This is a genomic window from Streptomyces chlorus, from assembly GCF_042655885.1.
Taxonomy (GTDB): Bacteria; Actinomycetota; Actinomycetes; order Streptomycetales; family Streptomycetaceae; genus Streptomyces; species Streptomyces chlorus.
The window spans coordinates 383192-397838 of the sequence record NZ_JBHSOA010000009.1 but is presented as its reverse complement, the minus strand read 5'-3'; the positions used below and the strand labels follow the sequence as shown (position 1 = coordinate 397838).

At 70.5% G+C, this 14647-nt stretch carries 9 protein-coding genes and 1 pseudogene; 3 read left to right on the top strand and 7 right to left on the bottom strand.

Annotation, left to right across the window (positions count from 1 at the left end):
- Positions 1-134 precede the first annotated feature (134 nt).
- Both ACFPZI_RS06220 and ACFPZI_RS06215 read right to left on the bottom strand, forming a co-directional pair.
- Entirely contained in the window at positions 135-1415 is a 1281-nt protein-coding gene (locus ACFPZI_RS06220; protein ID WP_381359214.1) for a hypothetical protein, read from the bottom strand.
- 251 nt (positions 1416-1666) lie between these two features.
- Positions 1667-1887: pseudogene (locus tag ACFPZI_RS06215) on the bottom strand (class II aldolase/adducin family protein); the annotation flags it as partial.
- A gap of 275 nt (positions 1888-2162) precedes the next feature.
- Here ACFPZI_RS06215 and ACFPZI_RS06210 point away from each other — a divergent pair.
- Positions 2163-2636 carry a pyridoxamine 5'-phosphate oxidase family protein gene (locus tag ACFPZI_RS06210; RefSeq protein ID WP_381359211.1) on the top strand — a complete coding sequence of 158 codons (474 nt, stop codon included), beginning with the start codon at positions 2163-2165 and terminating at the stop codon, positions 2634-2636.
- 85 nt (positions 2637-2721) lie between these two features.
- On the opposite strand, the gene guaA is transcribed toward ACFPZI_RS06210, so the two are convergent.
- On the bottom strand, positions 2722-4302 hold the full coding sequence (gene guaA, locus ACFPZI_RS06205; RefSeq protein ID WP_381359208.1) for a glutamine-hydrolyzing GMP synthase: 1581 nt from the start codon (positions 4300-4302) through the stop codon (positions 2722-2724).
- A 369-nt stretch (positions 4303-4671) separates the two neighbouring features.
- Here guaA and ACFPZI_RS06200 point away from each other — a divergent pair, with 369 nt between their 5' ends.
- Both ACFPZI_RS06200 and ACFPZI_RS06195 read left to right on the top strand, forming a co-directional pair.
- Entirely contained in the window at positions 4672-4971 is a 300-nt protein-coding gene (locus tag ACFPZI_RS06200) for a chorismate mutase (RefSeq protein WP_381359206.1), read from the top strand.
- A gap of 854 nt (positions 4972-5825) precedes the next feature.
- The gene (locus ACFPZI_RS06195; protein ID WP_381359203.1) at positions 5826-6845 is read left to right on the top strand and encodes an LPXTG cell wall anchor domain-containing protein; all 1020 of its coding nucleotides are present in this window, start codon (positions 5826-5828) and stop codon (positions 6843-6845) included.
- A gap of 131 nt (positions 6846-6976) precedes the next feature.
- On the opposite strand, the gene ACFPZI_RS06190 is transcribed toward ACFPZI_RS06195, so the two are convergent.
- The 4 genes from ACFPZI_RS06190 to ACFPZI_RS06175 all read right to left on the bottom strand — a co-directional run bounded on the left by ACFPZI_RS06190 (position 6977) and on the right by ACFPZI_RS06175 (position 14591).
- A complete protein-coding gene (locus ACFPZI_RS06190) occupies positions 6977-8851 on the bottom strand; it encodes a GMC oxidoreductase (protein ID WP_381359200.1) in 1875 nt (624 codons plus the stop codon).
- 82 nt (positions 8852-8933) lie between these two features.
- Positions 8934-10547 carry a succinic semialdehyde dehydrogenase gene (locus tag ACFPZI_RS06185; RefSeq protein WP_381359199.1) on the bottom strand — a complete coding sequence of 538 codons (1614 nt, stop codon included), beginning with the start codon at positions 10545-10547 and terminating at the stop codon, positions 8934-8936.
- 729 nt (positions 10548-11276) lie between these two features.
- On the bottom strand, positions 11277-13091 hold the full coding sequence (locus ACFPZI_RS06180; RefSeq protein ID WP_381359197.1) for a serine/threonine-protein kinase: 1815 nt from the start codon (positions 13089-13091) through the stop codon (positions 11277-11279).
- 99 nt (positions 13092-13190) lie between these two features.
- Entirely contained in the window at positions 13191-14591 is a 1401-nt protein-coding gene (locus ACFPZI_RS06175; protein ID WP_381359194.1) for a serine/threonine-protein kinase, read from the bottom strand.
- Positions 14592-14647 lie beyond the last annotated feature (56 nt).

Genomic DNA, 14647 nt, shown 5'->3' with positions numbered 1-14647 from the left:
TGCCGCCTCTCGCCGCCGTACCGAGACCCCCCTCAACAGACCATACGTACGGCAATCGACACCGGATCAATCCAAGACCGCTCGGATTTTTTCGGACGTTCGCCGGACAGCGACGAGAGGATGCCTCTACTCCGTTAGTCCGTTACGTCGATCGCATACCGGTTCGTCTCCACCCCGGCTGCCGTGACGACCTGCACCTCAACCCGCCCCGGTTCCACGTCCGCCGGGACCGGAACCGTCAGCAGGGCGTCCGTCGGGTTGTCGAAGCCGCCCGCCACCGGCACCAGCGGCACATGGACGTGCACGGCCCCCACCCGGACGACCATCCGGGCCAGCCGATCGGCTCCCTGCGCGCCCAGCGGCACGAAGCCGGTCCCGCGGATCTCGATGTCGTCGCCGGTCCGGATCGGCGCGTCCAGGTCACCGGCCTCCCGCGCCCGCACCACCGAAAGGATCACCGGCCGGCCGCCTTCCGCGTACTTCCCGGCGAGATAGGTCGCCGCCGACACCAGCACCACCACGGCGAGTCCCCAGGGCAGGTCCGGCAGCTGGTCCGGCCGCCGCGCCAGCCGCACCGCCGCGAACGCCAGCGCGACGCCGCTGATCACGACGTACTGGATGTCGGCGAAGCCGCCCCGGCCCGCGTCGTCGGTCAGCAGATCGGCCGCCCGGGGCCGGTCCGCACGTACCTTCTGCAGCTGCTGCCCCTGCACCCGAAGCCCGACCACCCGCCGCACCACCACGGCGATCCCGCACACCACGGCGAGGACGGTCACCACACCCGCACCGCGGGCGAGTTCCAGCCCCGCGATCAACGCGTCACGCTCCCTGTGATCGGAGGCGACGGCCAGTTGTCCGACCAGGACCAGGACCGCGTACGCCAGGAAGAGCACCCAGGCGGCCGCCACCGCGCGGGACGTGGAGAGGCGGTTGTCCTCCCCGATCGCCGGGGCCAGGACCCCACCGCGCGCCCGGTGGAACCACGAGGCCGCGGTCAGCGCACCGGCGACCACCAGCGCGGCCAGCAGTCCGGCCGTGCGGGCGGCACTCCACCCCGAGCCGATCGCCGTGAGCGCCTGACCGAGGAGCAGCAGCACAACCGCCGACCACACGACCACCGCCGTCCGGCGCCACAAGCGTGCCAGCCAGGCCGTGCCCTCGGCCCGGCCGCGCCGGGCGACGAGTTCGGCGGCCTGCGCCAGTTCCTCCGAGACCCACTGACGGGAGGCGGAGGCCGAGTGGGCCACCGCCGCGGGCAGCCCGTGCCCGGCCGCGAACTCCTCGCGTTTCAGCAGGAACGCGGCGACCGCGCGCCGATGCCCCTCACGCACTCCGTGCGGACAGTCCCCGCAGGCGCAGCCGCCCTCGTGGACGCCCGCGTCCACGCCGCCCTGTCTCGCCTCCTGCACCGCCACGCCCGAAGCCCGCCTTCCCCGCATCCACATTCACGATCAGGATCCCGGTCACGTTCCCGGCCACCTGCGCCGGTGCGCGCAACCCCCCTGCAATGACAGCGAATTGTGCCCTACATCCGCCCCTCCCCACCCGGCAGGTCCAGTCAGCGGGAGTGAAGTCCGAGGCACTGTATTGACCCGGCAGCAAGAATTCCCTTATGTCCGATATTTTCCGACGGAACGGGTTCCAGGCCCTGGCCGCTCCGGTCAGCTCAGCTCAGCAGGTCGGGCTCGCTCGGCTGATGTCCTGCCACATCGGCTGGTAGTTGATCCACGCCACCAGGTCCCCACCCAGCTGCTCCCGTGCCGCCGCCGCCTGCCGGTGGTCGATCAGGACGGGCCGACCCGCCGCCTTCGCGCTGAGCTGCGCCTGGCAGGAGCGTTCCATGGACACGAACCAGCAGGCCGCCGCGTCCACCGAGTCGCCCACGGTTGCATGGTGCGGAAGTTACCGTCGTGCAGTCACGGACGACAGATCGATTCCGTAAAGATCCGGTGCGACGCGACAAAGGCGACACCCCTGCTCCGTACGGTGCCCGCCGTGCCGGCCGAAGGCCACTTTAATGAGGCCCTCAAGATCACTTCCCGAAAGCCGCCTCCCGAGCTCCCGAGCCGCCTCCCGGGAAGCCGCCGTCCGGAGGACCTCCGTCCGGTGGACTCGGCGGATACCCGACACAAGGCGTCCGGTATTCGCGCCACACTCGGCCCATGAACACGAACTGGGGGGCCTTCACCGCCGCCGAACCCGAATTCGCGAAGACCGTGGAGAAACGCTTCACCACGTACACCCACCACGTCCTCGCCACCCTGCGCAAGGACGGGTCGCCGCGCACCACCGGCCTGGAGGTGCGTTTCCTGAACGGCGAGCTGTGGCTCGGCGTGATGCCGGACTCGCTCAAGGCGCTCGACCTGCGCCGCGACCCGCGCTTCGCGCTCCAGGCGAACCCCGGCTCGGGCACGGGCATGGGCGGCGGGGACGTCCGGGTCAGCGGGCGAGCGATCGAGGTCGAGGACGAGGACACCCGGCGCAGGTACACGGAAGAGGTGGAACCGCCGGAGCCGTTCCACCTCTTCCGCACCGAGTTGACGGAGGTCGTACGAACCTACGTGGAGGACGAGACGTATCTCGTCGTCCAGGTCTGGAAGCCCGGTGAGCCGATGCGCATGCTCAAGCGGAGCTGACAAGGACTGACAGAGGCCGCACGACCGATAGCAGGACCGATAGCAGGACCGATAGGGAGCACTCCCCCACCGGCCGCTACCGGCACTACTCCCACTCGATGGTCCCCGGCGGCTTGGACGTCACGTCGAGGACGACGCGGTTGACGTCCCGCACCTCGTTGGTGATGCGGGTCGAGATCTTCGCGAGGACGTCGTACGGCAGCCGCGACCAGTCTGCGGTCATGGCGTCCTCGGAGGACACCGGGCGCAGGACGATCGGGTGGCCGTAGGTCCGGCCGTCGCCCTGGACCCCGACGCTGCGGACGTCCGCGAGCAGGACCACCGGGCACTGCCAGATGTCCCGGTCGAGGCCGGCCTCGGTGAGCTCCTTGCGGGCGATGGCGTCGGCCTCGCGCAGGAGGTCGAGCCGCTCCTTGGTCACCTCGCCGACGATACGGATGCCGAGCCCGGGGCCGGGGAACGGCTGGCGCTGGACGATCTCGTCGGGCAGGCCGAGTTCCTGGCCGACCCGCCGGACCTCGTCCTTGAACAGCTGGCGCAGCGGCTCGATCAGCTGGAACTCGAGGTCCTCGGGGAGCCCGCCGACGTTGTGGTGCGACTTGATGTTGGCGGTGCCGGTGCCGCCGCCGGACTCGACGACGTCCGGGTAGAGGGTGCCCTGGACCAGGAATTCCACGGCCGGGCCCGCGTCCGCGATGATCTCGGCCTGGGCCTGCTCGAAGACCCGGATGAACTCGCGGCCGATGATCTTCCGCTTCGCCTCGGGGTCCGAGACGCCCTTGAGCGCGGCCAGGAACCGCTCCGAGGCGTCGACGACCTTCAGCTGGACGCCGGTCGCGGCCACGAAGTCCTTCTCGACCTGCTCGGTCTCGCCCTTACGCATCAGACCGTGGTCGACGTACACGCAGGTCAGCTGGGAACCGATGGCCTTCTGGACGAGGGCCGCGGCGACGGCGGAGTCCACCCCGCCGGAGAGGCCGCAGATGGCGCGCCGGTCGCCGACCTGCTCGCGGATGACGGCGACCTGTTCCTCGATGACGTTGCCCGTGGTCCAGTCCGGGCTCAGGCCGGCGCCCCGGTACAGGAAGTGCTCCAGCACCTGCTGCCCGTGCGTGGAGTGCATGACCTCGGGGTGGTACTGGACGCCGTAGAGCTTCTTGGCGTCGTTCTCGAAGGCGGCGACCGGGACGATGTCCGTGGACGCCGTGACGGCGAAGCCCTCGGGGGCGGCGGAGCAGGCGTCGCCGTGCGACATCCACACCTCCTGCTCCTGAGGGGTGCCCTCGAAGAGGGTGGAGGACGACTTGGAGACGTGCAGTCCGGTACGGCCGTACTCACGGGAGCCGGTGTTGTCCACCTGGCCGCCGAGGCTCTGAGCCATGAGCTGGAAGCCGTAGCACATGCCGAAGACCGGGACGCCGGCCTCGAAGAGCGCGCGGTCGACGGTGGGGGCGCCCTCGGCGTACACGGACGAGGGGCCGCCGGAGAGGATGATCGCCGCCGGGTTCTTGGCGAGGATCTCCGCGACCGGCATGGTGCTCGGCACAATCTCGCTGTAGACGCGGGCCTCGCGGACGCGACGGGCGATGAGCTGGGCGTACTGCGCGCCGAAGTCGACGACCAGGACGGTGTCGGGCGCGTGGGCAGCGGAAGTCGCTGATGACACGAGGTGCCTTCCGGCGGTGGGACGGAGTCTGGTGCCTCCCGATTCTACCGGGAGGCACGTGCCCGTCCTCCCTCTCACTTCCGAAGCCCGCGCGACAGCACCGCGTAACCGCACCGCACGCCAGGATCCGTCTCAGCATGCGACCCGTGTTGAACGGCCGGGAGCCGCGCGGCATAATGGGGTACATGCTTACGCACCCGACCTTCCTCTTTACCTATGGCAACCGGCCCGCCGGCTGCCATGGTCGTGCTGCTTGAGCCACTGACAAGCAACTTCCCAGGCGCCCCGGGCCGACAAGGTCCGGGGCGCCTGGCGTTTTCGGACCACGTCACCCCGGGCACTCCGCACCGTCCGACGAGGAGCCCCGACATGACCACCACCACCGAAGCCGCGAGCACCGAGAAGACCGGCGCCCGTACCGCCGAGGCCGCCGGCGTGATCACCGGTGCGCGCGAGCGGATCGACGCGCTCGACGATCGGATCATCGGCCTGGTCCAGGAACGGATGGCCGTGTCGGCCGTCATCCAGCAGGAACGGATCACCTCCGGCGGCCGACGCGTGAATCTCTCCCGCGAGATGGAGATCCTCGGCCATTACAGGGGCGCCCTGGGCAAGCCGGGCACCGCGCTCGCGATGACCCTGCTGGAGCTCTGCCGCGGCAGGATCTGAATCCGAGCCGACGGACCACCCGGTCCGTCCGCCGCGCCGGCCACCGGTACTGGATCCCCGTTACAGGTACAGACGTGCGCATCCTTTCTCACCCGTACGGCGCGTGACCGGAACCGGGATCGCGCCGTTGGTACCGGTGTCCGTGTCAGCCAGGGGCGGGCCCGACAGAACCACGCGTGGCTCGCCGGAGCGATGAGATGTGCGGATCGTGCCGTGCGTCGTGGGACCTCGCTCCGGACGAGTGACCGGACGGCAGGGGACAGCAGCCCGGTCACCTAAGAGAACGGCCGGCTCCGGGGACGCCCGGGGCCGGCCGACGGAACATGTCCCGGTCCGGCCGGAACCACAACGGACGGCAGGACCGCAACAGACGGCGGACCCACAGCAGACAGCGGACGATCGGCGCACAGAACCGTCCCCGTTCAAGACCGTTCGAGACCAGCGGCGCCACCTCCCGGCGCCGCTCCGGCACCAACGCTCCCCTGACGCCGGTGCTGACGCAGGAAGGGCCCCGCGACTCCGCCCGGCGGGCCCCTCCCCCCTGCCGTACGGCCCAGCCCCCTGCGAGCGGGTGTGCGTGCCCTGTACGAGGTTCGCGTCAGGTGCGGGAAATGGTGCCGCACCTGATCGGCTCCGCCTGCCTCCTGGCTCCGGTCACATAGACCCCGCCCCCAAGTGACCCACCTCACATAAAAATTATGTCAGGGTCGGGACAACCATTTACAGGGTTCGTAGATCAAACCACCGGAACCACGGGCCACTCCCGCGCCCCACCGCGGAGGCCTCCACCCAACGCGTACCGCAACCGGCGGTACTCACGACTTCCCGAGGTCTTCATGAAGCTCCGCCGTGCCATGGCTGTTGCCGCCGCGACAGCAGTGATAGCCCCGGTTGCGCTCCTCGCGGCTCCGGCCGCGTACGCCACTGAATCGGCGAGCCCGTCGCCGAGCGTCACCTCGACCGAGTCGGTCGGCGAGGACGAGGCGGAGGAGACGAACACCCCGTCGGCCCCGGCCGAGCCGACCGAAGAAACGAACAACCCCGACGACACCGAGACCGACGAGCCCGGAACCGGCGAGGAGCCGGAGCCCACGCCCAGCGGCTCGGAGGACGAGTCGGAGCCGGCCCCGAGCACCTCCGCCTCCCCGACCTCCCCCGCGCCGAGCCCGTCCGCGCCGGAGGAGTCGGAGACGCCGGATCCCGAGCCCTCCTTGTGCGAGGACACCAAGGTCGACGTCGGCATCTCCGGTCTGCCCGGCAAGATCTCCGCGGGCAGTGGCTGGCACGAGTTCTCGCTGGACGTGGTGAACAACTCCGACTCCACGCTCGAGGACCTCGACTACTTCGCCGGAGCCTCCCCCGACGTGGACGGCATGGACCTGTTCAAGAGCAAGCAGGTCGAGCTGCAGGTCTGGGACCTGGACGCCGATTCCTGGGTCACCCTCGACGAGGACGGCTACGCGGTCGGTTACATCGGCTACAGCACCGAGCTCGAGGCCGACTACCAGGTCAACATCCCGATGCGGCTCAACGTGAAGGCCTCGGCCCCGGTCGGCGCCGGCTTCACCCTCGGCGCGACCATCTACGGCGACAGCGACGGCGAGTGCGTCGGCTTCGGCTCCGTGGCGTACAAGTTCCAGATCGTGTCCGCCGGTACGGACACGGACAACACCAAGCCGCAGGAAGGCGGCAAGGCGCCCGTCACCGACAAGAAGCCGGTCCACAGCGACACGCCGAAGGTCACCGGGAGCCTCGCCGAGACCGGCGCCGGCTCCGATCTCCCGATGATCAGCTTCGTCGGCGGTCTTGCCCTTGTGGCCGGTACCGGTGCGATGTACCTGGTGCGTCGTCGCAAGACCGGCGCGGTGGCGTAAGCACACCGCACGGCGGTTGACGCCGGGCAAGGCAAGGAGAAGGACCTGCGCTCGGAGGGGGGCGCAGGTCCTTTCCCCTTTCCCGGCCCGTCCCTTTCCCATCCCTTCCTACTTCTTCTTCCCGTCCCTTCCTACTTCTTCGGCGGCATCGCCGGCATCCCCAGGAACGGCAGCTTCAGAGCGGCGAAGGCGTCCGCCGGGACCGCCGGGGACTTCGGCTCGACCGGCTGGAGCCGCTCGTATGCCGCGCCCTGCTCCGGTCGCCGGTCGGGCTCGCCCTTGTTGGGCCAGTACGACATCGCCCGCTCGGCCTGTGCCGTGATCGTCAGGGACGGGTTCACCCCCAGGTTCGCGGAGACCGCCGCTCCGTCCACGACCGAGATGCCGGGGTGGCCGTAGAGCCGGTGGTACGGGTCGATCACGCCGGTCTCCGGGGTGGCGCCGATGGCGCAGCCCCCCAGGAAATGGGCTGTCAGCGGCATGCCCGTCAGCTCGCCGATGTTGGAGCCGGCGAACCCGTTGATCTCGGTGGCCAGGGCGGACGCGCCCTCCGTGGCCGCCTTGATCTGCTTGGGGTTGGCGGCACCATGGCCCTGGCGGGCGGTGAGCAGACCGCGGCCCGGGCCGGACGGTTTCAGGTACGTCGTCAGGGAGTTGTCCAGCGACTGCATCACCAGGCCGATGATGGTCCGTTCCGACCAGTGCCGGTTGGAGAGCGAACGCACCAGCAGCCAGGGGTGCTTCACCACGTTGCCCAGCCAGCCCAGGACCCTGGCCGGACCGGAGCCGCTGCCCGCGTACGGGACCTGGAGGATCGAGAGGCTGCCCATCGAGTTGGATCCGCGACCGTAACGGACCGACTCCATGTGGGTGTTCTCGTCGGGGTGGATCGACGATGTGATGGCCACACCGCGGGTGAAGTCGACCTTGGGCGACCCCGACACCTTGCGGTAGTGGCGGTTGTCGGTCTGCGCGCCGACGAGGGCCTCGGAGTTGGTGCGGGTCAGTTCGCCCAGCTTGTCCGAGAGGCGCGGCAGCTGTCCGTTCGCCTTCATACGGTGCAGCAGTGTCTGGGTGCCGTAGGTGCCCGCGGCCAGCACGACCCGGCGGGCCCGGAAGGTCCGGCCGCTGCCCTTGCGGCGGTTGTCGGTGGGGAGCGTGGCGACGGCGAATCCGCCCTGCGAGTCCTCCGTCACCGACACGGCCGTCGTCATGGGGTGGACGACCGCTCCGGCCTTCTCGGCGAGGTACAGATAGTTCTCGTTGAGGGTGTTCTTCGCACCGTGCCGGCAGCCCGTCATGCACTCGCCGCACTCGGCACAGGCCCGGCGCGACGGCCCCACTCCGCCGAAGTACGGGTCGGACACGTCCTGTCCCGGCTTCGCCTTCATCTGCCCGTCGGCATCCTCGCCGTCACCGAAGAAGACGCCGACCGGGGCCATGTGGAAGGTGTCGCCCACGCCCATCCGCTCGGCCGCCGCCTTCAGATGCACGTCGGTCGTGGTCGTCGTCGGGTTGAGCCGTACGCCCAGCATGCGCTGCGCCTGGTCGTAGTACGGCTTCAGCTCCTCCTGCCAGTCGGTGATGTCGCGCCACTGCGGGTCGTCGAAGAAGGGCTTGGGCGGTACGTAGAGGGTGTTGGCGTAGTTGAGGGAGCCGCCGCCGACGCCCGCGCCGGCCAGGACCATGACGTTGCCGAGGAGGTGGATTCGCTGGATGCCGTACATACCGAGTCCGGGGGCCCACAGGTAGTTCTTCAGGTCCCAGGAGTTCTTCGGGAGGGTCGCGCGGGTGAAGCGGCGGCCTGCTTCCAGGACGCCGACGCGGTACCCCTTCTCGGTCAGGCGCAGGGCCGTGACCGCGCCGCCGAAGCCCGAGCCGACGACGAGGACGTCGTAGTCGTACCCGGTGTCGGCGCCGACACCGGGCACGGCGTTGTGCGCGGTGCCGGGCGCGGTGCCGGGGCCGGCCTCGTCCGGTTCCTGGACTGAGTTCTCCTCTGACACGTGCTCTCCTCGTCGAAAGCTGTGATGCGGGGCTGAGGACTGTCCGGGCCGGGCGGCCTGCCGACGGCACGGAGCCTGCTGACTAACGGAAGCGGAAGGCCTTCATCAGGCGCAGACTCCGGCTCATGAACGTCGCGTACTGCTCGTCGTCCATGCCGAGGGCGGGTGCCATGGGCAGCAGCCGCTGGTGGGCGACGGTCTGGGCCTCCGTGTACTTGAGGATGCCCTCGGAGCCGTGCCGGCGGCCGAGGCCGGAGTCCTTCATACCGCCCATCGGCGACTGGACGCTGCCGTAGGCGGGCGCGTATCCCTCGTTGATGTTGACCGTGCCGGTGCGCAGCCGGGCGGCCACCTCGCCGCCGCGCCGGGCGTCCTTCGTCCAGACCGATGAGTTCAGGCCGTACGGGGTGGCGTTGGCGCGTTCGACGGCCTCGTCGTCGGACCCGAAGCGGTAGAGGGCGACGACCGGGCCGAAGGTCTCCTCCGCGCAGACGCTCATGGTCTCGTCGACGCCGTCGAGGATGGTCGGCTCGTAGAAGTACGGGCCGATGTCCGGGCGGGCCGTACCGCCCGCGATCACCTTGGCCCCCTTGGCGACGGCATCGTCCACGTGCCGGGTGACCGCGTCCAGCTGGCGTTCACCGACCAGGGAGCCCATGTCGGCGCCGTAGGCCAGGGAGGTGCCGAGGCGGATCGCCCGGGTCCGGGCGGCGAAGCGCTCCAGGAAGGTGTCGGCGACCGACTCATGGACGTACAGCCGCTCGATGGAGATGCAGAGCTGGCCCGCGGAGGAGAAGCAGGCCCGGACGGCACCCGCGGCTGCCTTGTCCAGGTCGGCGTCCTCCAGGACCAGCATGGCGTTCTTTCCTCCCAGCTCGAGGGAGACGCCGACGAGCCGGGAGGCGGCGATCCGGGCGACCTCGCGGCCGGTGCGGGTGGAGCCGGTGAAGGAGACGTAGTCGGCGCGCTTGACGACCTCCGGACCGACGACCGGCCCCTCTCCGAGGACGACCTGGAAGAGGTCGGCGGGCAGCCCGGCCTCGATCAGCAGGTCACGGGCCCACAGGGCGGTGAGGCAGGTCTCCGTGTCGGGCTTCATCACGACCGCGTTGCCCGCCACGAACGCCGGGAGCGCGTCACCGACGGAGAGTTCGAGCGGGTAGTTCCAGGGGGCGATCTGGCCGACGACGCCGCGTGGGTGACGCCGTTCGGTGACCTTCGTGAGGGCCGGCATGGCGCCCGCGTGCCGCTTGGGCCGGAGGTACGCGGCGGCCCGGCGGCCGTAGTGACGGGCGGCGATGGCGACGGCCTGGACCTCCTCGTGGGCGTGCAGGCGGGCCTTGCCGGTCTCCAACTGGATCAGGTCGAGCACCTCGGCCTGGCGTTCCAGGATCAGGTCGTGGAAACGGAGCAGCACAGCGGCCCGCTGACGTACCGGGATCTGCTCCCACACGGCCTGGGCGGCGCGGGCCGCCTCGAAGGCCCGCCGCACGTCCTCGGGGGTCGACTCGGGGAGGTCGGCCAGCTTCTCGCCGGTGAACGGCGTGTGGTTGGCGGTCCGCCCGGACCCGACGACACCCTTGGTGAGCTGGGCGACCAGTTCGGGCGTGACCACGTCGACCGCGGTCCGGGCCCCCGCCGGGGCGGGGGCGAGAGGATTGGTACCGGTCGTGTGCCAGGTCTGCGCGTCCGTCATGAGCCGCAGGGTATGCCCGCGCGAACACTTTGTGTACCCGTCAGTAACGGATTCACGAACCACTCACACACCACGCCAGTGAACACTGGCAACAAACCCGCTGATCAGGGCGTTGACGACCGGACCGCCCCGATCTCGAGCCGGTCGCGGGCGCTCTTGAACACCGCCGTCCCGTACTTCTCCTCGGGTCCGCCCCGCCCTTGGGCAGGTGGACACTGAGTTCGTACATACGGCCGTCGTCGGTGCGGATCAGCAACCGCATGAGCCGGCTGGGAGGATCCCCAGGCCGCCGGTCGTGTCGGCGAGGACGGCTTCGTGACCCTGGAAGCTGGTACGGGTGTACTCCGTACGCACCTCCCTGTCGTACGTTTCCCCGTCCACGTGCTCGCGGCTGCGCCTGTGCCATCGGGGACCGGAGGGCGCGGCCCCACTGGGTGAGGCGGACCTGCGCGATGCCACGGGAGCCGGCGTCGTCGGAGTCGTAGAGGACGGTGCTGGGCCGATCGCCCGCACCGGTTTCACTGGCGAGCTCCTGATAGCCGCGAGGGAGGTGGAGGACGGCGGCCAAGGCGGTCTCGCGGTGGGCGGTCCAGGGGCCAGGGCGTCCGTCGCGCCACCGTCGCCCCTCATTTCCATCAGTACCGTGCGAGGCACCTCAGTACCGTGCGAGGCACCGCGTTGTCGACGCGGTGCCCGGACCGGACGCGGCACAGCCCTGCCCGGACCGGCTCAGAGCTTGGCGACGTCCAGGTTGGCGATCACGGTCCTCGCCACTTCGCGCCCGCGCTCCGTGAAGTCACCCTTGCCCGGGTAGCTGATGGTGAGCTTGTACATGTCCTCGTCGGACGTCATGTAGTAGAAGATCCGCATTTCGCGGGGACGGGGGTTCTGACTGTCGTTCGTCATGTAGACGACGGTGTTCTCCGCGGCCTTCTTCCCCTTGTACATGAGGTCCGGCTTCGTTTCCGTCACCGGGCCCTCCGGCATGTCGAGGGCGTAATTGCCGCTCTCCTTGAAGCCCTTGTTGTCGTCGTACATCTCGGCATCGGCGGAGGCCTCGATGCTGTTGTCGGTGTCCTCGGCCTTCCGCTCCAGCGTCAGACCGATCCAGATGCTGCCGCTGTGGTCCGTGTACCTGACCCAGTGCTCCTTACCGCCGCCCATGGACTTCTCCGGGTCGGGCACGGTGCGCTGGTAGTCCTTCGGGACCGACACGGACGCCGCGACGTCCCTCTCCTCGTGGGTCTTCCAGCCGTCCGGCAGCGGCCCTGCGAACGGGTCCGCGATCACCAGATACGCGGCCACCGCTCCGGCGACGACCGCCGTGCCCAGTCCGCCCAGCGTCTTGTAGCCGATCCGGATGCCCTTGCCTCCGGATCCATTACCGGAACCGGCACCGGTACCGTCGCCGTGGCCCGGGGTGTGGACGATCTGCGTGGGCCGGGGCGCGGGCGGGTTCGCGACGGCGTCCAGCAGCGCGCGCACCCGGGCAGCGTTCGGGCGGTGTGCCGGGTCCTTCTGCAGCAGGCCCGTGATGACCTCGGCCAGCGGACCCTGCGCGGCGGCGGGCGGCGCGGGCGCGGCGTTGAGGACGGACTGGAGTGTCGCGGGCGTGTTGCTGCGCCGGAACGGTGAGACGCCCTCCGTGGCCGCGTACAGCACGACGCCGAGGGACCACAGGTCGGAGGCGGGTCCGGGGCGCTGGCCCAGCACCCGCTCGGGTGCGATGTACTCGGGCGAGCCCACGAAGCCGCCGGTGTCGGTCAGGTTGGTCTCGCCCTCGATCTGGGCGATGCCGAAGTCGGTGAGGACGACCCGGTCGTACCGGCCGAGCAGTACGTTGTCCGGTTTCACGTCCCGGTGCAGGATGCCGGCCGCGTGCGCGGCCTCCAGCGCACCGAGCACCTCCAGGCCGACCCTGGCCGCCTCGCGCGCGGAGAGGGTGCCCTCCTCCTGCAGCACGGCGCCCATGGAACGGCCCTGGACCAGCTCCATCACGATCCACGGCTGCCCGTCCACGACCGCGACGTCATGGACGTTGACCACCGCGGGGTGATCGAGCCGGGCGGCCGCACGGGCCTCGCGGCGCATGCGCTCGAACGCGTTGGCGCGTTCGCGTTCGGGAAGGTGGTCCGGGATGCGGGGCTCCTTGACGGCAACCTCGCGGTCCACCGTCTCGTCCGCCGCCCGCCACACCGTGCCCATACCGCCGTGCCCGAGCTTGGAAAGCAGCCGGTAACGACCGGCGATGAGCCGACCGGCGCCGGGGTCGTCCTGCGACGAATGAGGATACGACGACCCATGGCGGGACGGCTCATGCCGGGACGGCTGTGACGGCACCTGCGGCGGCGCCGGCGGCCGGACCGACGTCTGCTGGTGCGGTTGCGACGGCTGCTGGGACTGCTGCGGAACCACCTGCGTGGGTGCCGCGTACGGGTTGCCCGGATGCGGCGCGGACGCGGGCGGGTTCGGGTTCGGCGGTTGCAGACCAAAACTCGTTGGCTCGTCGGCCGCGCCGTGGCGGGCTCCCCCGTTGCTGCTCATGCTCCATCCATATCGCGCCAGACCCTCACGGAGCCACAGCGGGTGCCGTCCGGTCACAGACCCGTGACTCCGTCCGCGGCTTATCTACCTTTTATGCGACTACGCGCCGGACGAGGTCATGCCGGACGTCACAGACCTCGGAAGCGGCACCACGGCGGAAGAAGCGGGAGAAGTCGGAGATGCGGGAGATGCGGACGGGCCCGCCCTACGGGAGGGGTCGGCCGTGAGGGACGGACCGTCCGTACGGGACGGGCGGGGCTCCGGGGGCCGGCTCGCGGGTGTCAGCGGCCCGGTGCTCGACGGCGTACCGCCATTACCGCCCCCGCCACCACCACCGCCGCTCCCGTCACCGTCGCGGTCCAGGAGCAGGACCGCCGCGGACACCCCGGCGCCCACCAGCGCGGCGACGGCCAACGCGGCCACGAGCACGCTCCTCGTGGGCCGCCCCGGCGAGTGCACGGCGGTGACGGCGAGGCTGTCGGGGGTGCGCCCCCACCCGACCGCCGCCCCCCGCTCCGGGGGCGGCCGACGCGTCCGGCCCCGCCCACGTGCCGGGTATCCGGACGGCAGGTATCCGGACGGCAGGTGTCCGAGCGGCAGGTGTCCGAGCGGCAGGTGTCCGAGCGGCGGAGACTCCGGTGTGCGGCCCGTCTCGAGGAAGGACCGCAGCATCCCCTCGGCACGGTCCGCGTCCAGCCGCCGGTCGGGGTCCCGTTCCAGCAGGCCGCGTACGACGGGCAGAATCGGCCCGGCCTGCGCGGGTGGCCTTATCTCGTCGACCACGACCGCGTGCACGATCCCGCCGATCGAATCCCGGCGGAACGGTGACTCGCCGCTGAGCGCCGTGCACAGCAGCGCGCCCAGCGACCACAGATCGGACTCGGGTCCGGTCCTGGCCCCGGACATCCGCTCGGGGGCGGTGTACTCGGGCGAGCCGACGAAGGAGCCGGACTCGGTGAGCGTGGTGGCGCCCGCGACCTGCGCGATGCCGAAGTCGGTGAGGACGACCCGGTCGGTGCCGCGCTCGAGCAGCACGTTCGCGGGTTTGAGATCGCGGTGCAGGACACCCGCCGCATGGGCGGCGCGCAGTGCGCCGAGCAGGTCGATACCGATGCGCGCGGCCTCCACCGCGTCGACCGGGCCCTGCGCGGCGATACGGTCGGCGAGCGAACCGCCGTCGATCAACTCCAGGACGATGTAAGGACGTTCGTCGTCCTCGACGACATCGTGGACGACGATGATGTGCGGATGGCTCAACTGGGCGAGTGCCCGCGCCTCCCGCAGGGTGCGGTCCCGCTGCCGCCGCGCCTCCGTCGCGGAGAGCGTCTCGTCCAGGGGGAGTTCCTTGACCGCGACGCCACGCCCGAGCAGTTGGTCCGTCGCCCGCCACACCACGCTCATGCCGCCGCGCCCGAGCCTCGCCTCCAGGCGATAACGGCCCGCGATGACACGGGCGTTGTGCCGTGCGGACCCGCTTTCGGGCTCCCCCTCGGTCACCATGGGCCCATCATGCCCCACCGGATGTCATCCCTCCGGTAGGCCTATCCGGCCAAGCA

Excerpts from the sequence above, each read along its gene's own strand:
- ACFPZI_RS06210 (WP_381359211.1), top strand. The coding sequence starts at position 2,163 with ATGAACACGAACTGGGGGGCCTTCACCGCCGCCGAACCCGAATTCGCG.
- ACFPZI_RS06200 (WP_381359206.1), top strand. The coding sequence starts at position 4,672 with ATGACCACCACCACCGAAGCCGCGAGCACCGAGAAGACCGGCGCCCGT.
- ACFPZI_RS06195 (WP_381359203.1), top strand. The coding sequence starts at position 5,826 with ATGGCTGTTGCCGCCGCGACAGCAGTGATAGCCCCGGTTGCGCTCCTC.
- ACFPZI_RS06185 (WP_381359199.1), bottom strand. The coding sequence starts at position 10,547 with ATGACGGACGCGCAGACCTGGCACACGACCGGTACCAATCCTCTCGCC.
- ACFPZI_RS06180 (WP_381359197.1), bottom strand. The coding sequence starts at position 13,091 with ATGAGCAGCAACGGGGGAGCCCGCCACGGCGCGGCCGACGAGCCAACG.
- ACFPZI_RS06175 (WP_381359194.1), bottom strand. The coding sequence starts at position 14,591 with ATGGTGACCGAGGGGGAGCCCGAAAGCGGGTCCGCACGGCACAACGCC.